Origin of the sequence: Loigolactobacillus jiayinensis, from assembly GCF_003946445.1 — a bacterium.
Classification (GTDB): Bacteria; Bacillota; Bacilli; order Lactobacillales; family Lactobacillaceae; genus Loigolactobacillus; species Loigolactobacillus jiayinensis.
Genome location: NZ_RHOF01000030.1, coordinates 31,704 through 50,075 on the forward strand (window position 1 = coordinate 31,704; position 18,372 = coordinate 50,075).

General features: G+C 44.5%; 19 protein-coding genes. 8 read left to right on the top strand and 11 right to left on the bottom strand.

What is annotated here, in order from left to right; all coding sequences use genetic code 11:
* Positions 1 to 97 precede the first annotated feature (97 nt).
* Positions 98 to 289, top strand: a complete 192-nt coding sequence (locus EKM80_RS08810) for a hypothetical protein (RefSeq protein WP_125552751.1) — start codon at positions 98 to 100, stop codon at positions 287 to 289.
* A 106-nt stretch (positions 290 to 395) separates the two neighbouring features.
* Here EKM80_RS08810 and EKM80_RS08815 read toward each other — a convergent pair whose 3' ends face one another.
* From EKM80_RS08815 to EKM80_RS08825, 3 genes are read right to left on the bottom strand one after another with little or no spacing between them, the layout of a single operon-like run.
* Entirely contained in the window at positions 396 to 1,811 is a 1,416-nt protein-coding gene (locus EKM80_RS08815) for an MFS transporter (RefSeq protein WP_386699695.1), read from the bottom strand.
* Positions 1,812 to 1,856: 45 nt separating this feature from the next.
* Complete coding sequence (locus EKM80_RS08820; RefSeq protein ID WP_125552753.1) at positions 1,857 to 2,561, bottom strand: VIT1/CCC1 transporter family protein; 705 nt, start codon at positions 2,559 to 2,561, stop codon at positions 1,857 to 1,859.
* Positions 2,562 to 2,575: 14 nt separating this feature from the next.
* Positions 2,576 to 3,265: a VIT1/CCC1 transporter family protein gene (locus EKM80_RS08825; protein ID WP_125552754.1), complete on the bottom strand. Its 690-nt coding sequence runs from the start codon at positions 3,263 to 3,265 to the stop codon at positions 2,576 to 2,578.
* Between the two features lie 268 nt (positions 3,266 to 3,533).
* On the opposite strand from EKM80_RS08825, the gene EKM80_RS08830 reads away from it, so the two are divergent.
* Both EKM80_RS08830 and EKM80_RS08835 read left to right on the top strand, forming a co-directional pair.
* On the top strand, positions 3,534 to 4,001 hold the full coding sequence (locus EKM80_RS08830; RefSeq protein WP_125552755.1) for a Fur family transcriptional regulator: 468 nt from the start codon (positions 3,534 to 3,536) through the stop codon (positions 3,999 to 4,001).
* A gap of 1,162 nt (positions 4,002 to 5,163) precedes the next feature.
* The gene (locus EKM80_RS08835) at positions 5,164 to 6,156 is read left to right on the top strand and encodes a 3-hydroxyacyl-CoA dehydrogenase (protein ID WP_125552756.1); all 993 of its coding nucleotides are present in this window, start codon (positions 5,164 to 5,166) and stop codon (positions 6,154 to 6,156) included.
* Between the two features lie 35 nt (positions 6,157 to 6,191).
* Here EKM80_RS08835 and EKM80_RS08840 read toward each other — a convergent pair whose 3' ends face one another.
* Entirely contained in the window at positions 6,192 to 6,569 is a 378-nt protein-coding gene (locus tag EKM80_RS08840; protein ID WP_125552757.1) for a PaaI family thioesterase, read from the bottom strand.
* 32 nt (positions 6,570 to 6,601) lie between these two features.
* Between EKM80_RS08840 and menB the strand changes: the two genes are divergently transcribed.
* Both menB and EKM80_RS08850 read left to right on the top strand, forming a co-directional pair.
* Positions 6,602 to 7,423, top strand: a complete 822-nt coding sequence (gene menB / locus EKM80_RS08845) for a 1,4-dihydroxy-2-naphthoyl-CoA synthase (protein WP_125552771.1) — start codon at positions 6,602 to 6,604, stop codon at positions 7,421 to 7,423.
* Between the two features lie 3 nt (positions 7,424 to 7,426).
* Positions 7,427 to 8,842, top strand: coding sequence for an o-succinylbenzoate--CoA ligase (locus tag EKM80_RS08850; RefSeq protein WP_125552758.1), 1,416 nt, complete (start codon positions 7,427 to 7,429; stop codon positions 8,840 to 8,842).
* A gap of 21 nt (positions 8,843 to 8,863) precedes the next feature.
* Here the strand turns inward: EKM80_RS08850 and EKM80_RS08855 are convergent, their stop codons facing one another.
* The 4 genes from EKM80_RS08855 to trhA all read right to left on the bottom strand — a co-directional run bounded on the left by EKM80_RS08855 (position 8,864) and on the right by trhA (position 12,640).
* Positions 8,864 to 9,211, bottom strand: a complete 348-nt coding sequence (locus tag EKM80_RS08855) for a hypothetical protein (protein ID WP_125552759.1) — start codon at positions 9,209 to 9,211, stop codon at positions 8,864 to 8,866.
* Positions 9,212 to 9,250: 39 nt separating this feature from the next.
* Positions 9,251 to 9,865 carry a histidine phosphatase family protein gene (locus tag EKM80_RS08860; RefSeq protein ID WP_125552760.1) on the bottom strand — a complete coding sequence of 205 codons (615 nt, stop codon included), beginning with the start codon at positions 9,863 to 9,865 and terminating at the stop codon, positions 9,251 to 9,253.
* 461 nt (positions 9,866 to 10,326) lie between these two features.
* Positions 10,327 to 11,868 (bottom strand): glucosaminidase domain-containing protein, encoded by a 1,542-nt coding sequence (locus EKM80_RS08865; RefSeq protein ID WP_125552761.1) that lies wholly within the window; start codon positions 11,866 to 11,868, stop codon positions 10,327 to 10,329.
* Positions 11,869 to 12,004: 136 nt separating this feature from the next.
* Positions 12,005 to 12,640, bottom strand: coding sequence for a PAQR family membrane homeostasis protein TrhA (trhA, locus tag EKM80_RS08870; RefSeq protein ID WP_125552762.1), 636 nt, complete (start codon positions 12,638 to 12,640; stop codon positions 12,005 to 12,007).
* Between the two features lie 126 nt (positions 12,641 to 12,766).
* On the opposite strand from trhA, the gene EKM80_RS08875 reads away from it, so the two are divergent.
* Both EKM80_RS08875 and EKM80_RS08880 read left to right on the top strand, forming a co-directional pair.
* A complete protein-coding gene (locus EKM80_RS08875) occupies positions 12,767 to 13,294 on the top strand; it encodes a DUF1836 domain-containing protein (protein WP_125552763.1) in 528 nt (175 codons plus the stop codon).
* Positions 13,295 to 13,408: 114 nt separating this feature from the next.
* Complete coding sequence (locus EKM80_RS08880) at positions 13,409 to 13,981, top strand: DUF2179 domain-containing protein (protein WP_125552764.1); 573 nt, start codon at positions 13,409 to 13,411, stop codon at positions 13,979 to 13,981.
* Between the two features lie 12 nt (positions 13,982 to 13,993).
* Here the strand turns inward: EKM80_RS08880 and EKM80_RS08885 are convergent, their stop codons facing one another.
* Complete coding sequence (locus EKM80_RS08885; RefSeq protein ID WP_125552765.1) at positions 13,994 to 14,611, bottom strand: flavin reductase family protein; 618 nt, start codon at positions 14,609 to 14,611, stop codon at positions 13,994 to 13,996.
* A gap of 163 nt (positions 14,612 to 14,774) precedes the next feature.
* Between EKM80_RS08885 and EKM80_RS08890 the strand changes: the two genes are divergently transcribed.
* Positions 14,775 to 15,521, top strand: coding sequence for a nitroreductase family protein (locus EKM80_RS08890; RefSeq protein WP_125552766.1), 747 nt, complete (start codon positions 14,775 to 14,777; stop codon positions 15,519 to 15,521).
* 169 nt (positions 15,522 to 15,690) lie between these two features.
* Here EKM80_RS08890 and EKM80_RS08895 read toward each other — a convergent pair whose 3' ends face one another.
* The gene (locus EKM80_RS08895) at positions 15,691 to 16,848 is read right to left on the bottom strand and encodes a GGDEF domain-containing protein (protein WP_125552767.1); all 1,158 of its coding nucleotides are present in this window, start codon (positions 16,846 to 16,848) and stop codon (positions 15,691 to 15,693) included.
* A gap of 43 nt (positions 16,849 to 16,891) precedes the next feature.
* Positions 16,892 to 18,232, bottom strand: coding sequence for an FAD-dependent oxidoreductase (locus tag EKM80_RS08900; protein ID WP_125552768.1), 1,341 nt, complete (start codon positions 18,230 to 18,232; stop codon positions 16,892 to 16,894).
* Positions 18,233 to 18,372: the final 140 nt, after the last annotated feature.

Consider the following 18,372-nt stretch of genomic DNA (forward strand, 5'->3'; position numbering starts at 1 on the left):
CTATCAGGTATAAAATCATAATTTAAGGTAAGACAAACTAATATTTTCTCACATTCTGTGGTATGATGTGACTAAGCTTATGTTTGGAGGTGTTAAAATGAATAAGACGGAAGTTCAGAAACGTCTGAATCGTGAACTCTTCACCGTTGCTGGAAAATTTGATATTGCCATTGACGATCGACTGTACACTGAAACCGAATTTCAAAATTTAAAGCAAACATTATTAACGTTAAATCAAATGGGCATGACTTCTACTCAATTACAACAGATTACCGCGTTGAACGCGTAAATTAAATAAGTGTGGTGAATAAAATGCAATCTGACTCCGAATCAGGTTCAGGTCATTCAAAAATCCGCTAGCGGCCGTAAACAAAAACGACTACTAGCGGACTTTTTTATGCTTTTTTCGTATCCTTTAACATAAACGCCAAAACCAAGCCACATAATTCAACGATCAAGAAAGTCAAAAACACAGCACGATACCCACCTAACTGCGCTTGATTCAGCGTTACGCCGCGCCGTTGCAGTGCTTGGGTGGCGTTAGCTAAAATCAACGTCGCCACAGCCACCCCGGTGGAACCTAAGACTTGGCGCACGGTGGTGATCACTGCGGTCCCGTGAGCAATCAGGCTATCGGGCAACGCGTTGGCACCTAGGGTCACAGCCGGCATCATAACAAATGCATTGCCGCCTTCGATCAGCGCTGCTAGTATCATCATCAAGACTAAATTCATGTGCGCCGCAAATAGCGTCAAAATCAACCAGCCTAAACAAATCAGCAGCATCCCCGCCAGCATCACTTTCTTAAAGCCAAAACGATCTGCTAATTTACCGGTCAGTGGGTTCAAAATACTGAGCACCACTGCCCCAGGAACTAGCGCCATACCGGAAATAAATGGCGAAACGCCTAGGACTTTTTGATAATACAAGGGAAAAATAATGGTAACAACGATCAAGGCAATATAGGAAATCGCCGTTAATAGAACCGCTAAATCGTAATTAAATGTTTTCAGCACCCGTAGCTCCAATAACGGTTGACTCAGTTTAAATTGGCGCCGGACAAAAATGTACAGTGCTGCAAGACTGACGAGTAGTAACACCCAATTAAAGGCCCAGTTGCCGCTTTGACCAATTTGGTTGACGACGTATAACACGCCAATAATGCCGACAGAACAGACAATTGAAATGAAATCAACGCTAGATGGCGCTAAGGTCATCACACTCTTAATCGTAAATAAGCTGGCAATTAGCACCAAGGTAATAATAACCAAAAAAACGATGAACAGCCCTTGCCAAGTGGTGAAGCGCAAAACGATCCCAGAAATAATTGGTCCTACTGCCAACGCAGAACCCATAACTAAGCCAGCCAAGCCCATGGTGCTGCCGCGCTTAGTTTCTGGCGTGATCGTCAGCATAACCGCCTGATAGGCCGGAAAGAGCACCCCAACGGCCATGGCTTCTAATACACGTCCAGTCAGCATCAAACCAAAGTTAGGAGCTAACAGGATAATCAAAGTGCCGAGATCAAAAATCACCAATACGCCTAAGAATAAGTGCTTAAAGGGGATGTTCTTTAATAACCAAGGGCTAACCGGCATCATGACGCACATCACCAGCATAAAGCCGGTGGTCAGCCACTGGATCGTTGCCGCCGGTAAGTTGAAATACTGCATCAGCGTGGGATACGCCGTTGAAAGTGACGATTGGCTGATCGACATCGTAAAGGTGCCCGCCAGTAAAATTGCGATAAACCAGAAACGTTGCGTTTGCTTTGTTTGCACGAAAAAAGCCTCCAAGTATAATTTCACCATATAAAAAGCAGTTGCGCGTGGACGCAGCCGCTCGTTGTCAGATTTTTACATCCACTGACCGATGTAATAATGAATAAACATTGTAATGATCCCAACTAATATGTTACGCACAATTGCCGTTTTGACAAGACCATCGCCTAATTTAGCACTGAGAAATCCGGTCAGCGCTACCGATAAGGTAACAGCGGCGATCGTGCTTGGCCAGGCCCACGCACTTGGTGCTAGTGTCATTGCCACTAACGGGAACAGCCCGCCGGAAGCTGCGGCAACAAGTGACGAAAACGCCGCCTGCCAAGGACTCATATAATGGCCTAATTCTAGATCGTATTTAATACGGATCACGGTTCCCAACGGATCTTTATCCATTAATGCCGCGGCAATCTCACTGGCAGTCGCCGCTGTAACGCCACGAGCCTGATAATGCGCGGTCACTGCAGCCAATTCGCTGGCAAAATTTGTCTTTAATAGCTCAGCTTCCTTGGCGACCACCGCCTTTTCCGTATCTTTTTGCGAACTGACTGAGGCATATTCGCCAGAAGCCATGGAAAAAGCACAGGCCAGTAAATCAGCTAAACCAGCGATAAAAATTGTAAACTCATTGGTGGTAGCGGCAGCGACACTAAACAGCACACCAACCACCGTCAAAATACCGTCATTAGCACCGAGCACACCAGCACGCAAAGTATTGGAGCGTTCGGCCATGGTCATTTTACGTTTTGGCGCCGCTGTTGGTTTAATAGCTTTCATCATTATTCAGCGCCTCCTTAATGCGCAAACAAACTACCGATCACATAAGTAACGACCATCGTCAACAATCCAGAAACTATATTCCGCAAAACGGCGCGGCCGCGGTTGGCATTGCCTAATGCTGCTGCAGTGTAGCCAGTGACGGTCAACGCTACGATCACTGCCGCCACGGTGGCGACGATTTTGATGGCCGGCGGGAAGAACGTGATCGATACCAGTGGCAAAATTGAACCAGTTGGAAAAGCAATCATTGAAGCAAACGCAGCGGCGTAAGCACTGGTTTGTTCCCGCGGGTTGAAGCCATAGCGCTCACGAACAGCTGTATACAAGCCATCTTTTTGTAACATTTCGTGGGTCGCCTTTTTAGCTAGTTCAGCGGGGATCCCAGTTTGCATGTACTTATGTTGGATAAAATCAAATTCATCTTGATAATGATCATCCAATGCTGCTGATTCTTTTTCGATAGCACGACGTTCTGAATCACGTTGTGTATTGACCGATACATACTCACCCATCGCCATTGACACTGTCCCAGCCAACATACCAGCGATACCAGCCAGAAAAATTGCGTTGCTGTTGCTCGTCGCTCCGGCAACACCGATTACGATACCAGCGATGGACAAAATACCATCGTTAGCACCCATGACACTGGCCCGCATGACGTTGATTTTTTCTGCTAATGAGCGTTGTTTCTTAGCCCGTTCCATACTGCAGCCTTCTTCCGCTTAGTCTTTTTTAATTTAGAATCATTCTTATTTATTATCAATTAAATTATAATTTTAATTCTTTTAAAAGTAAAGTGATTTTTACCTTTTTCTCAAAAAGACTGGTATAACGCTAATTGAAAACTTTTTTCAGTTGGGATAGTGTTTTAGCTTGGAATCATTCTAAAAAAGTGGTTTACTAAGGGTGTGAAAAATTAAAGTTGTGAAAAATAATGAAGTACGCAATTATATTTAGGAAGGATGACCGCTTGTGGCTACTGATGTTACGGATCAAACACTGCAGGTATTGAAGGATCATGGTTTGCGGGTCACACCACAACGCCATATTATCCTCTCATACCTTGCCAGCCACCATAACCATCCATCAGTCGAAATGATCCGGGTGGCGCTTAGCAAAAAATTACCAAACCTTGGTGCAGCAACAATTTATAACACATTAAATACTTTTGTCGATCTCGGTATCGTCGTTGAATTGCAAAATGGTGATGGCAGCACGCACTATGATTATTTCGGCACGCCCCACTACCACGCAATTTGTACCAATTGCGGCCGCATTACTGACGTTAGTTATCCTAATTTCAATCAGGTTGAACGCCAGTTAGAAGCAAAAACCGCTGAATTAACCGGCTACTTGATTTCCGGTAATCATATGGAAGTTTACGGCTTATGCCCTGACTGCCAGAAAAAATTACGTGTTAATAAGGAAGCCATTCAATAGTATGTTAAAGTCGCACAACTCGATTTATTCGGGCTGTGCGTTTTTTTATGAATTCAATTATTCAGTAAACTAATTTAGCTGCCCACTTAAATTAATCTGCCACGCAAAACGTCATCGCCAACCCATAAAAGGCCGACTAGCAGCGACGCTAACGGCAATAAACGCGCGGCTTTTTTTGCCGCTTAAACAACGCAAAAAAATCGTTCAAAAAAAGGAAGTTATCACTTGCAATCGCTTACAGATGATGCTATATTATGAGTGTGGAAAGGAATAAGACCTGACCAAGCAGTATAAGGCTCCTCAGTCTTCGGCAGACTGCTAAGACGTGAAATAGCAGTCGGTGGTAACACATGATTTTAAAAGTATTACCAAGAGTCTTCGGCAGACCACCAAGACACGAAATGGCGGTCGTTGGCAACAATATCCAAGTATTACCAAAAGTCTTCGGCAGACTGCTAAGACACGAGATAGCAGTCGTTGGTAACAATTTAAGTATCACCAAAGTCTTCGGCAGACCACCAAGACAAGCGATGGCGGTCGTTGGCAACACTTGATTGTTCCAAGGTTTCTAAACAAGATCTATGTTGTGAAACGTCGAATCAACAAATAGGTAACAAATTCTTTATGGAGGTGTATGTCGCATAGCAGGCATAACCACAGCTCCAACGCTTCTGGCACTTCGCTAAAACCTAGTTTTCGGGTCATGAATCCTATCCACTGATAGGTACGACCATACAGATGATATATTATATGAACAGGTTAGCTAGAAGTAGCCGCACGCGTAAAACTTAATATGAAGGTGTCTAGATATTCAAAAATTTCTGTACGACCAAAGTAAATTAGGTCAGGCATTTTCCACGAACCGTTAGACTTCAAGACTGAGGAGACTTGAAGTCTTTTTTTGTGCTTTTTTACGCGTAGCATTTAAATATTTTTTTAGCCTTTGCAGACCTTTTTCGGCCGATTATGTGTATTTCGCCACAATTAAAGATAGCCAGTTAACCTGATCGATCACTTATCCAACGTTAATTTGCCACAATCATCACAATTGGTATATGTTTATATTAGATAAGTAAGCGCTTTTTATTGTTGATTTTATACTAATATAGTTATAAACTAGCGATATTTGGTATAGCAACTCAACTTAGAAAGGGTGTAGATCATGGAAATTAAAAATGTAGTCGTCGCCGGCAGTGGCGTTTTGGGTGCACAAATTGCTTTTCAGGTCGCTTTTAAACGTTTTAATGTAACCGTTTATGATATTAATGATGCCGTTTTAGGTCAGGCTAAAGTTAAAATGGCTGGGCTGGAAACGACTTATCAAGCTGAGATTCATAATGCAAAAGCCCAGTTCACACAGTCAACTGCTAATTTGAATTACAACACCAACCTATTACCCGGGCTGAACAATACCGTTACTGCCGCGATTCAACAATCAGAACATGCGGTGGATTCGACTTTAGCGCGGATCACTTATACTTCTGATTTGAAAAAAGCTGTCAGTGACGCTGATTTAGTGATTGAGGCGATTCCTGAAGTCGTGACGATCAAGCAATCATTTTATCAGCAACTTGCCCCACTGGCTCCGAAAAAAACGATTTTCGCTACTAACTCGTCAACCCTAGTTCCTAGTCAGTTTGCGGCTGAAACTGGTCGACCAGAACGCTTTTTAGCACTCCATTTTGCCAACGAAATTTGGAAAAATAATACCGCTGAAATTATGGGTCACAAAACAACTGACCCACAAGTATTCGCTCAAATTATCGCTTTCGCCAAAGCAATTGGCATGATTCCGATTCCCGTGCAAAAGGAACAACCTGGCTACATTCTTAATTCAATTTTAGTGCCGTTCCTCGATGCAGCAGAAATGTTGTACCTTGATGGTATCGGCGACCCAGAAATTATTGATAAAACTTGGATGCTGGCTACCGGCGCACCGCAAGGTCCATTTGGCATCCTCGACGTTGTCGGTATCGTCACCGCCTACAATATTATTCAAAACTACGCTGCGACTACCGGTAATCATAAATATGATGAATTGGCGAGCCTGCTCAAAACGAATTTTATTGATAAAGGTAAATTAGGGGTCAGTTCTGGCGAAGGTTTCTACACCTACCCTAACCCTGTTTACGCACAACCTGGCTTTTTAGAATAATTTAAAAAACGTGCGCCTTCACTGACGCACGTTTTTTAGTTAGCGCGCTTCGTGATCATCAACGTTACGGTACTAACACTGGTCAGCCGTTGACTAGCTTGCTCGTGAACCTCAACTTGCCAGGTCTGCAATCGTTTGCCCGCATGCAATGGTTTAGCATTGGCGCGCAACGTTCCTTGTGCTACAGTATAAAGGTGGTGCGTTTCCACGTTGACGCCCACCGCCACTTGCTGGGTCGTATCCAAGCCCGCATTAGCGCCTAGACTAGCGGCAGTTTCCGCTAAAATCGTGTTAATGCCGCCATGGACAATGCCAAATGGTTGCTTTAATTTTGCCGTAACTGGTACTTCAATAACGGCTTCAGTGGTGGTGGCGCGCAGTGTTTTAATGCCCAACAATTCAAGTAAATTCATAATTTACCTCCATATAGAAAGAAGTTGTAATGATGACTAGTGTAACTTGGCAAAGCGTCAAAGATTACTCAGAAATTATCTTCGAACGTGCGGACAAAATCGCAAAAATTACGATGAATCGGCCGGCAAAACTCAATGCCTTTACCCCAGTGACAATTCAAGAAATGATCGAGGCTTTTACGATCTGTCGTGATGATGCCAGTATCGGTGTGATCATCTTAACTGGCGCCGGCGACAAAGCCTTCTCCTCCGGTGGCGATCAAGGAATTCGCGGTAATGGTGGCTACGTTGGCCCCGACAAAATTGCCCGCCTCAACGTGCTAGATCTGCAACATTTGATTCGCATCATCCCTAAGCCAGTCATTGCCATGGTCAAGGGTTGGTCCGTTGGCGGCGGTAATATTTTACAATTGATCTGTGATCTAACCATCGCCGCTGACAACGCTCAATTTGGCCAAACTGGTCCGAAAGTTGGCAGCTTTGACGCTGGCTATGGTTCCGGCTATTTAGCCCGTGTTATCGGCCATAAGCGCGCCAAGGAAGTTTGGTTCCTCAATCATTTCTACAGCGCCGAGGAAGCTTATCAAATGAATTGGATCAACAAAGTTGCACCATTAGCCGAAGTTGAATCGGTAACGCTGGATTGGTGTAATGAAATTTTGACTAAATCACCAACTGCCCTACGTTTCATTAAGGCAGCAATGAACGCTGACACCGATGGTTTAGCTGGGCTGCAGCAATTAGCTGGCGACGCAACGATGCTCTTTTACACCACCGATGAAGGCAAGGAAGGCCGGGACGCTTTCAACGAAAAACGTAAACCTGATTTTGATCAGTTCCCGAAGTTTCCATAAACAATGGAGAATTGGTTAAGCAAACGCGCACGCCTATCACCGGAAAAAATTGCCGTGCGTGCTGGCGAACAAAGTCTGACCTTTGCTGAGTTACAGCAACAAGTTTTACAGCAAGCTGGCCGCATTCAGCAATTAGCACCTAGCGGCCGCATTGCTGTGCTGACCGATAATTCACTGACTGGCTACGTCACGATTTTGGCTGTCCAACAGCTAGATGTCGCGCCAGTGCTATTGAATCAGCGGTTGAGCGTCGACGAATTGACCCAGCAACTAGCTGATGCCGCCGTCACACTCTGTTTAACCGCTGATAAATTGGTACGGCCGCTGCCAATCAAAGTTGTTAGTTTCAGTCAATTAGCCCAACAAAAGCCGCTAGTAGTCACACCACCGACTGAGTTCACCGCGACAACCGTTGCCAGCATCATGTTCACCTCTGGGACTTCTGGTCACGCTAAAGGTGTCTTGCAAACATATGGCAATCATTTCTACTCCGCCATTGGGTCTGTCCTAAATTTAGGCTTAACGACAGAGGATGCTTGGCTTTGTTGCGTGCCGTTATTTCATATTAGCGGCTTATCGATCATGTTGCGTGGCCTGATCTACGGTATGACAGTTGTGCTGGTTGATCATTTTGACGCTGAAGAAATCAACCATCTGTTGTGTACACAGCCGATTACAACGATTTCAGTAGTGCCCTATATGTTACAGAAATTACTACAGACGCTGCCACAAACACAACATTATCAGGCGGCTTTTCGTTGCATGCTACTGGGCGGTGGGCCGATCGATCGCGCAACCTTGGCTGAGTGTCAGCAACGCCAAATCCCTGTGATCCAGTCGTATGGTATGACCGAAACGGCCTCGCAGATCGTTGCTTTAGATTTTGCCAACGCAGCACGTAAATTAGGTTCCGCTGGCCAGCCGTTATTTCCGGTTCAAATTAAAATCGATGCTGCCCAGCATATTTTAGTTAAAACACCAACCTTGGCTGCCGGCTACCTTGATCAGCCAGAAATCTGGGCCAAGCAGCTCCATGCTGGCTGGTTCGATACAGACGATATCGGCTATCTCGATGATGAAGGCTTCCTGTTTGTCCAAGGCCGCAGTGGTGATATGATCAATTCCGGTGGCGAGAATATTTTCCCCGGAGAAATCGAAGCTGTTTATCAGCAACATCCTGCCGTTAAAAGTATTGTGGTCGCCAGTGCTACCGATAAGACTTGGGGCCATGTGCCACTAGCCTATCTTCAACTAAACTCAGCGATAAGTGTTACTGAATTACGTGCTTACGGCCGGCAACATTTGGCGCATTACAAGGTGCCCCGTGACTTCTATTTGGTCACCGACTATCCCCGTACTGGTAACGGTAAGTTAAAACGCCGCGCATTGTCGCCGCAAACAGCTCAGTTATTAAAATAGCGCTAGGCAAATTGCCTAACGCTATTTTAGTGTTAATCGCTGCCGAACTGCTTTAAGCGCTTGTTGCTGTAACATAACTTGCTTTAACTTATCCGCAGAATCAGGTAAATTAACCAGCGCATCGTCAAGATCGACAAATTCAACTTCAATATATTCCAGTCCACGCCGCTCAGCTGCAGTTAGTGGCTGGTCTACTGCCGTTACCTTTTTCGTCTCACTGACGATTGCATTAACTTCACGAATCGCTTGATTTTGCGTCCAGTGCTGACTCATACCACTAGTTTTAGCGCCTAACTTTCGCATATCTGCCGCTAACTTAACTAAGCGCGCCTTAATCTTTTCTAAATCTGCTACCCGATCTTCTGCCATATAATCATCCCTTTAAGTCGACTATAGCACAAATTAGTCCTAGTAACGTCGATTGTAGTAAATCAAATATTGTTGCAGTGTATCTGGTGCACAAATTATCTTGGTTACACTGGTATTTTCTGGTTCCGGCATACTCATTGGATCTTTTGGTTGTACCGCGTTAATTGCAAAGCTGCGCACAGTAAAGCCATGAGAAACGATAACGATTTTTTCTTCTGGGTAACGTTGCGTCATGTCCTCGGTGAATTCACGCACGCGCGCTTCAACTGCGGTAAATTCTTCCCCTTTGGCCGGAATGGCGTAGTCTGGGTACACTTCACCGGTGATTGGATTAAATAATTCAGGATAGGTTTTGCGTAAACTGGCGTTAGTTTGACCATCCCAGCGGCCATAAGAAATTTCTAACAAGCGCTGATCGTAGCTTAAAGGTAGGTCATAGCCAACATTTAAAATGGCAGCGGTTTGTTTGGTCCGTTCTAATGGACTAGCAATCATTCGATCAGCAAATTTTAAATCAAAATGATCATGCAGTTTTTGCGCTTGCGCCTTACCAGTATCATTTAAATAAGTTGCTGGCGTATTGATCGTGCCTTGCTTAATATCTTGTGTATTCGCTTGTGTCTGTCCATGGCGCACAATATAAAATTCGGTCATGCCAAAGTCTGCTTTCTAATAATTCATAAGGTTACGTTTGAGTATTCATTCTTATGGTGAAAAACCACGCCATAAGCTCTAGCGTTACTAAGTTGCCTTTAATATACCATAATTAGCCTTACTTTTTGTACCTAATCGTTAAAAACGTGGTGCAACCAGCTATGTTTCATGTGAAACGTAACACCTGATTTTCACGGAACGCCAAAAAGGATTCACTGAGGCAGGAATCCTTTTTGCAAAAATATTCAGTATAAATATACAGTTACAGCTTGATTTAGAGACCATTAATGGTACCATTAATGTGATACCGGTAAGCTCAGATTACGTCCCCCGTAAACTGTTTTATAACCGGTTCACGAAGCGGACTGACTTTTGTCGGTGCGCTTTTTTGGTATTTTAAAATGCTCAGTATTTACCCCGTCGCGCTGACCGTTACTCAAGCGGCTTAAAACCCACTCTTATTAAAGTTGCCAAATAATTGGTGTCTTCAATAATTGCGTCTTGCTGATCAAGTAATGGGCCGTTTGCTCACTCTGAAAATAACCACGTAATATATGCTTTAATTGTGGCCGTTGCTTGAGCGTAGCCGTGAAATTCACTTGTTTAGCTGCTGTAGTATCACTAGTAGTTGGTGCTTGATCATAAGTCGTCAAATGATAAGTAGCAATAATCTGATTTAACTTCAAATTGTAACTCGTATCAGTGGCGTACCGACCAGTAAGTGCCTTGGTAGCTGCTTGATAATCTTTGGCGTTTTGCTTCCAAGCACCAGCGTAATAATTAGACGCTAAGCCAGGCCCATCATGAAGTAAGGTGGCGTAATCCGTCAATGAATCTTTATAACCATAATAGCGCTTAAAATTCGATTTAATTGTATAGAGTTGACCAAACCCGTTATCTTCCTGTGTGGCCATCAGCGCACTTTGGCCTTGATAGCTACCTTTGACACCAAATAAATTATAGTTTGGTGCTAGTGACAAAGTGCTGGTCCCCCAATTACTCTCCAACGCTGCTTGCGCAATCATGACTGAAGCATATAAGCCTTGTTTTTGGGCAATTTTTTGGGCATCTTGCGCGAATAGCTTAATGAACTCCGTATGCGAAGCAACCGGCGTGCCGGTTGTATACAACCAACTATTATCGGCACTAGCAAGGTTATTACCGAACCCATTATTCTCGTTTGGCGCTGTCGGCGTTGCCAAAATTGGTGTTGTCGTGCTACTAGCCGCACTAGTTGCACCGCTATTAGTTGGCGCAACTGCAGTCGCTGCTGACTTAGCTGGTGTTGCTTGACTTGCAGTTGGCGTAGCTGCCTGACTTTGATTATTAGCGGGTTTGCTAGTCGCTGCTTGGCTCGTATTAGGCTTTGTTGCCTGGCTAGTCGCAGGTTTAGCAGTCTGACTCGCAGCGTCACTGGCGGCCTGGCTAGCGGCTGCCGCTTGACTGGCTGCGGTACTGGCTTCAGCGGCTTGTTTGGCTTTACCTTGCGCGTAGCCTGCCGTGTAGCCGGCTTGATAGACTGCGCCCAATGTGGCATCACTTTGGGCTGGCTTTTGTGCATAGCCAGCTGCCTGCCCTGCTGTCATCCCTGTTTTGAATGCCGTTGTGGCTGCAGTAAATTCAGCCGCATAACCATGGGCAAAATAAGCGCTGCTGCTGGCTGGGTTACTGGTGTTTTCCAGCTTTTGACCAGTAACATCAGCATCCGCCGCGGCTTGGCCTTGTTTTAATTCTTGCTGGCCCAAATTAAATTCCGCCGTGTAATCGGCTTGGTAAGTGGCATCACCGGCAGGATCACTGCTGGTGCCGCTAGCCTTATCAGCCAGCACGTCTTGTTGCGCCGCTAATTGCGCTGGGTTTTTAGTTGTTGCTTGCTCGGTGCTAGTTGTCGTCGCGGCCTGAACTAGCGGTGGTACCGTTGCCATAAGTGTCGAGCTAAAAAGAATGCCGGTTAAAGCCACCGTTGTCGCCTGACGTAGGCGATTTACATTTTTCTGAGTCATTTCAGATCCCTCCACAATACTAAAGATTTAGGTGCTTAATCTTAATATACGCAAATTAATCTACATGTTTTTATTAATCACACCTATATCTAAATATATTGTCGGGGAAATAGCAAGTAATCGCGCTTACATTGGCTTAAATAAACCAATAAATCGAGCAGAACATCAGCGTCGTGCCTAGCATAACCAGAAAATGCCAAATTAGATGAAGGTATGGTACTTTGGGAAAACTGTAAATGACTGCACCAAGTGTAAAGGTCACCCCACCAGCGACTAGTAAAATGAAGCCAGTTGTGCCTAGATGCAGGTATAACGGCCGCATTGCCAGTAGACACAGCCAGCCCATTACAACATAAATCGTGGTTTCTAGCTTTTGTTGGCGTGCGCCACTGAAAATATGCAACGCGATGCCCGCTACGGCTAGGCCCCAAATAGCTAAGCACATGCCTAACCCAAAGCCGCCGCGAATCGCTAGTAAACAATATGGTGTGTATGTGCCGGCAATCAGTAAGTAAATATTGCAGTGATCAAAGATTTGAAATAGCCGTTTGGCCCGTGTTAACGACAAGCAATGATATAAGGTTGACGCTAAGTAAAGTAACATCAGTGTGATACCATAAATCGTTAAGGCTAATAGCGCTGGTTCCGGCGCCGTTAAACCTCGGCGAACCAGTAAAACAAACATAACAACACTGCCGATAAACCCGATACCATGGGTGATTGCATTCCAGATTTCTAATACTAATATTTCGTGCTTCATATTCGTTGCCATAAAATAGCCTCCTTATACATCTCTAGTTATAGTTTACCACATCTAGATACAAAGTCTAGATAATGCAATTACTTTTTTTATGTGGCATAATAAGAGTAACTTATTTTAGTGTAAGGGGAAATTTTAATGGCAGAAACTGATTTTAATCATTGGTTGCAACAGCTCGCAACGGTACGCTTACCAACTTGGCAAGCCTTACCCGAATTTGACTTATATATGGATCAAGTGATCACCGAAACGGATCGTTACTTACGGCCACTGGGCATTGAACCGCTGACTAAAAGTATGGTTAATAGCTACGTTAAACGTAAAATTATTCATCGCCCTGAAAAAAAACATTATACGCGCACTCATTTAGCCGAAATTATGATCGTCAGCTTATTCAAGGCTGCATTTCCGTTGGAGGCCATTCATTCTGGTATCCAGCAAGCCATTACCGCCGATACAACGGCACAACAAGCTTATGATCAATTCGTTACACGGATCAACGCTGAATTGGCTAGTTTGGATCAAGCAACTGCCACACCGCTATTTAGCGCAAATGACACAGCGTATGAACGTACGCAAAAAGCGGCTATCCGTACGATTTTATATCAAATTATTACCCAACAGACCTTGCACGTTGAATCTAAACCAGTCCCAACTGAATCATAAGATTGCGCGGGCTATAGGAAACTTGCCTTTTACAATAGTAGCAGTTTAGAATGAACTGTAATCAGGTGACTAACTAACTTAGCACTTGAATTATTTTTGTACGGGGGTGTAAATATGCACGTTGATTTTGGTTTTATTGGCTTAGTGTTTGGTATCAATGTACTCTACTTGACGATCAATACATTAAGATTGATTTTTCAAAATAAAGGCTTGATCTGGGTGGCACCGTTCTTTGGTATGGTTGAAATCACGCTATACACCCTAGGGTTAAATTATGTGTTGAATAGCTTAGCCAATCCCCTTTATTTGGTAGCTTATGCGCTAGGCTTTGGCACCGGGATCGCGTTAGGCATGCTGATCGATCGTTGGCTAGCCATCGGTTACGTGATCGTGCAGATCATTATTCCCCGCGATGAGGAAAACCGTGACAAGAAAACGCTCGTTAGTTTATTGCGCGATGCCGGCTATGGCGTTACTGAATTTGATGGTACTGGCCGTGATGGTGCGCGGATGGTGCTTGAAGTCTTAGTCCCACGCAAAGATGAAAAAACGATTTACGCTATGGTATTGGCCTTCAATGAGCGCGCATTTATGCTGTCGCTGGAACCCACAACCTTCAATGGCGGCTTTTGGGTCAAGCGGATCAAGCGTCGCCGCCAGTTAATTGCCGAGCGCGCTCGTAAATAAAAAAGCGTCCCACTATTGTGGTCGCGCTAATTGGTAAGTCGCCCCTAATTCAGCATATTCAGCGCCGGCTAAGCGCGCTACTGGCTGTAAAGCAGCGGGTAAAATATAGCCATGTGTCGCATCGAATACGTCACTAGCAAAGTAAAAATCGCTGACCCGCAATACGAACAGGTCAGCCATCGGCGTTCCGCTGTGATCTGGCACCAGCAAATGTTGATAAACAGTGGTTTCAAAACGAATCTTGGCTGCAGCTAAGCCAGGAACAGCCACTGACTGACTATTGACTAACTTCAAATCGGCAGCACGGACCTCGCTTTCAGTTGGTGGTAGCGTGGCCGCGGTGGCGTTCATTTGCTCGACTAAATCGGCCGAAACAATATGGACTACCGCCTCACCATTGGCTAGCAAGTTAGCCGCCGTGTCCTTTGGCTGTTGCGGCGCTTTACGGCCAATTGCCAATGTCATTAATGGCTCACTACCAGGAATACTGGAAAAGAAGCTGAATGGCGCTAGATTAACGACGTCGCCAGCTAGGGTCGTGACCCAAGCGATTGGCCGCGGAATGATACTCCCACTGATAAATTTATACTGTTGCTGCGCTGACAGGTCTTGGCGGGTAAAATGATACATGGCTTTTTCCTCATTTCTGTTGGTTGTTCACCAACCACAAATTAACCCTTACGGCGTGAATTAGCAAGCAAGTTGGCCGTTAGTCGCACTGAAAACTTGCTTAATCGTAATTATAAAACATGATCTAGAAATAATATCGAATTAAAAGGAAAGGTCGTCGCACATGACAACAATCGACTTACTCAATCAGCATCGGTCGCACCGTAATTTCAGTACTAAACCAGTTGACGCTGCTTTAATGACCCAATTGATCACAGCTGCTCAGCACGCCTCTTCTAGTATTTTCTTACAGGCGTATAGCTTTATCAGCGTTACTGAACCCATGTTGCGGCAACAAATCGCAGCAATCACAACGATGCCGTTTGTACAGCAAAGTGGCCACCTATTGATCGTAGTTGCAGACCAACATCGCAACGCCACCTTAGCGCAGCAACAAGGCTTAGCACCTGATCTACTAAGTGGCGCTGATCGCTTCTTAGCCAGTGTTGAAGATGCGACCTTAGCCACGCAAAATCTGATCACGGCTGCCGAAAGCCTCGGTTTAGGTGCAGTTGTGCTGGGCAGTGTGTTAAACGATGCCGCCAAAGTAATTGAACTGTTACACTTACCACACTTAACCATGCCACTATTTGGCCTATTGGTCGGTTACCCGAATGATCAAAATGAAATTAAACCGCGCTTGCCAGAAGCGGCTGTTCACTTCACTAATGGCTATCAAGAACCCACCGCCTATTCGGAAGCGTTGACTGCTTATCAGCAAACGTTACAACAATATTATCAAGCGCGCAGTAGCAACGCCCGTCAAGCTGACTTTACTCAAGTTATCCGCGGTGCTTTGCTTTCCTCGCACCCGCGGCGTGAGCTATTGACCGTTTTAAAACAGCAGGGATTTCTTAACGAAAATGATTAAAAAGATGAGGCTGTGACTAATTTCACTATGTCACAGTCTCATTTTTATTGCCGAATATTAAAACGTGTGCCCTAAGCTGCTGTCGCCCGTTCTGACCAACACTGGTTAGTAAGAATTGGCTAAGCAGAACGTCTTATGCCACCCGCTTGCTTTTTCAGCGCGCTTGATTTTAAGCTGTTTCGTCTGTGGTCACAAGGTTGCGGCCACGGCCTTTCGACAAATAAAGCATGCGGTCAGCGCGCTCGAATAAATGATCAGCGCTTTGATCGTGCGCCCGTAGCGTCGCGATACCTACTGAAACCGTTACTTGGATGTGCTCATGATTATAGATCACGTCAAGTTGCGCTAATTCGGCCTGCAACCTATTGGCAAATTGCGCGGCTGTTGTCACCGCTAAATCAGGTAGTAAAACGTTAAATTCTTCACCACCAGTTCGGTAGCATTCAGCCTGTGCAACTTGCTTAGTCACTCTTTTCAGAGTGGCCCCCACTTGCCGTAAAACTTCATTGCCGGCTAAATGGCCGTACTGATCGTTTATATTTTTAAAACGATCAATGTCCATTTCCAGCATTGTTAGGGTTAAATTTTTCTGCCGCGCATCCGCAAATACTTGTGCATATTCCTTATTAAATACGTTGTAGTTTTTCACCTTAGTTAAGTCATCGATGCTGGCCTGCCGTGTAATCGTCAGCAGTTGCTGATTCTCCTGAAACAATGAGGTCAATCCATAAAAGAGTAACGTTTCCATGATCAAAAAGCTGATGATGTTGTACATCATTTCATAGCGGGTCACTAAACCAATACCTTGAATATCGACTAGGTGGATCGTCACCCAAACAATAATTGCAACGCCAGTCGTTGCCGGGATGATCCACGCCGCTGCTGAATTATTTCGCTGAATCAAGCTAACACCTAAGTAGACGATCAATAAAACAATGAACACGAAAATACTGTGATATAGCGTAACGATCGTGAAATGGTAAAAGAATAAGTGTGACAGATCATCGCACAGCATAATAATAAGGCTAGAACGCAACCCGAGAAATACGACAACAAAAACTAAAAGTAACAAGCGAAAATTAATAAATGCGACATAATGGTGTACATGCGCGCCGCTATACTCGAAGAAAATAGCTAAAGCTGAAAAATACAGCACACTAATAAAGCGTAGCCACCCCACTGAGAAGTCGATCCAATCAATTTTTTGCCGTTGTTGATTTAAACAGCGTAGTGCTGAACGCACGATCAGCTGAAAAAACATAACGATCCCTAATGTAAAAAATATCCCTGTAAATAGTGGTCGAACAAGCCACAATTGTTGTGTCATTCATCTCATCCCTTATTTAACGCCAAAATCCGCTACTAAGTCCTTAAGCGCGCCGTTCTTGTGCCACCGCCATTTGTGCAACTAAGTTCAAATAATTGAACGGTTGATCATAATTGGGTTGGAATAACATGTCAACGTAAGCGAGGTCATCGATCGTATTCTTATTTTGGATACAAACTGAGATCGTATTAGCTGACTGGGCAACCTCGTGTTTACTGAATAACTGTGCGCCTAAAATACGCCGATTGTCGCGATTATAAACTAAGTTAATGGTTAACATCGCTGTGGAAGGCATATATTCAGGACGATAATTTTCGTGAAAGGTAACGGAAGCGGCGTTAAATCCAGCTGTATGTGCGGCATGTAACGTCATTCCTGTTGATGCCAAGGTATGGCCAAAAAGTGCCATCGCTGACGTTGCCTGTGTCCCCATGTACTTTTGTTTATGGCCGAAAAGATTGGTTGCTGCTAAAATACCTTGGCGCACCGCATTGGACGCCAGTGGAATATACGCCGCCTTATTAGTTGGATTATAATGGACAACACAAGCATCCCCTGCCGCATAAATATCTGGATCAGACGTTTGCATATAATCATCGATGATAATAGCGCCGCGGCGATCCATTTCAACTTGGCCGCGCAATAATTCTGTATTGGCAACGAAACCAGTGCAAACGATCGCCAAATCAGCTTCGTGCGTTCCTTGATCAGTTTCAACAACGACTTGTTCGTCACCGTTAAAAGCTTGCACCCGCTCATTCAAGAAAACATGGACCCCATGTTCAGTTAGCAGGGTACTAATTTTATCGGCTAAATTTTTATCGACATAATTATTCAATAATTGATCACGGCTTTGGATCAGCGTGACTTCGTGATTCGTATCAGCATAGCTTTCAGCTAATTCAACGCCAACGTAGCCGCCACCGACAATAGCGATGTGCCGATGATTTTGCGCCGTTTTATAGATTTCTTGGGCCTGCGCATAATCTTTACACAGCAACACTTTAGAATTATCAATGCCAAATAACGGTGGCACCACGACGTAAGAGCCTGTTGCCATAATCAACTTATCATAGTGTTCAGTCGTAAGCTCAGTTGTCACTAAGTCAGTACTAGTAACGGTTTTAGCTTGTGCATCGATTTTGAGTACATCATGTTGCATCAGCACCGTTGCGCCTAATTCATGCAGTTGCTCTGGGCTAGAATAGAACATATCCTCTAGCCGTTTCACTTCACCGCCAAGATAAAGTGAGATGCCACATGATAAAAAGGACACATTATCGTGGCGCTCGTAAACAGTCACTTCAGTTTCTGGGTGTTCCTGTAAAATCTGCGTAACCGCTACAGTACCAGCGTGTGTACACCCAACAACAATAACTTTCATGATGATCCTCCTTTAATAATTAAAGTTTAGTTTGCGGCATCTAAACGTGGCCGCTGCTTACACAAAATTGCGGTATAAGCCAAAAAAGAGAGTGTCAAATTTTATGTGTAAATAGAAAAGCCTCTCGTCTTTTTCTTTAA

Excerpts from the sequence above, each read along its gene's own strand:
- EKM80_RS08810 (WP_125552751.1), top strand. The coding sequence starts at position 98 with ATGAATAAGACGGAAGTTCAGAAACGTCTGAATCGTGAACTCTTCACC.
- EKM80_RS08815 (WP_386699695.1), bottom strand. The coding sequence starts at position 1,811 with ATGGTGAAATTATACTTGGAGGCTTTTTTCGTGCAAACAAAGCAAACG.
- EKM80_RS08820 (WP_125552753.1), bottom strand. The coding sequence starts at position 2,561 with ATGATGAAAGCTATTAAACCAACAGCGGCGCCAAAACGTAAAATGACC.
- EKM80_RS08825 (WP_125552754.1), bottom strand. The coding sequence starts at position 3,265 with ATGGAACGGGCTAAGAAACAACGCTCATTAGCAGAAAAAATCAACGTC.
- EKM80_RS08835 (WP_125552756.1), top strand. The coding sequence starts at position 5,164 with ATGGAAATTAAAAATGTAGTCGTCGCCGGCAGTGGCGTTTTGGGTGCA.
- EKM80_RS08840 (WP_125552757.1), bottom strand. The coding sequence starts at position 6,569 with ATGAATTTACTTGAATTGTTGGGCATTAAAACACTGCGCGCCACCACC.
- menB (WP_125552771.1), top strand. The coding sequence starts at position 6,602 with ATGACTAGTGTAACTTGGCAAAGCGTCAAAGATTACTCAGAAATTATC.
- EKM80_RS08850 (WP_125552758.1), top strand. The coding sequence starts at position 7,427 with ATGGAGAATTGGTTAAGCAAACGCGCACGCCTATCACCGGAAAAAATT.
- EKM80_RS08855 (WP_125552759.1), bottom strand. The coding sequence starts at position 9,211 with ATGGCAGAAGATCGGGTAGCAGATTTAGAAAAGATTAAGGCGCGCTTA.
- EKM80_RS08860 (WP_125552760.1), bottom strand. The coding sequence starts at position 9,865 with ATGACCGAATTTTATATTGTGCGCCATGGACAGACACAAGCGAATACA.
- EKM80_RS08865 (WP_125552761.1), bottom strand. The coding sequence starts at position 11,868 with ATGACTCAGAAAAATGTAAATCGCCTACGTCAGGCGACAACGGTGGCT.
- trhA (WP_125552762.1), bottom strand. The coding sequence starts at position 12,640 with ATGGCAACGAATATGAAGCACGAAATATTAGTATTAGAAATCTGGAAT.
- EKM80_RS08875 (WP_125552763.1), top strand. The coding sequence starts at position 12,767 with ATGGCAGAAACTGATTTTAATCATTGGTTGCAACAGCTCGCAACGGTA.
- EKM80_RS08880 (WP_125552764.1), top strand. The coding sequence starts at position 13,409 with ATGCACGTTGATTTTGGTTTTATTGGCTTAGTGTTTGGTATCAATGTA.
- EKM80_RS08885 (WP_125552765.1), bottom strand. The coding sequence starts at position 14,611 with ATGTATCATTTTACCCGCCAAGACCTGTCAGCGCAGCAACAGTATAAA.
- EKM80_RS08890 (WP_125552766.1), top strand. The coding sequence starts at position 14,775 with ATGACAACAATCGACTTACTCAATCAGCATCGGTCGCACCGTAATTTC.
- EKM80_RS08895 (WP_125552767.1), bottom strand. The coding sequence starts at position 16,848 with ATGACACAACAATTGTGGCTTGTTCGACCACTATTTACAGGGATATTT.
- EKM80_RS08900 (WP_125552768.1), bottom strand. The coding sequence starts at position 18,232 with ATGAAAGTTATTGTTGTTGGGTGTACACACGCTGGTACTGTAGCGGTT.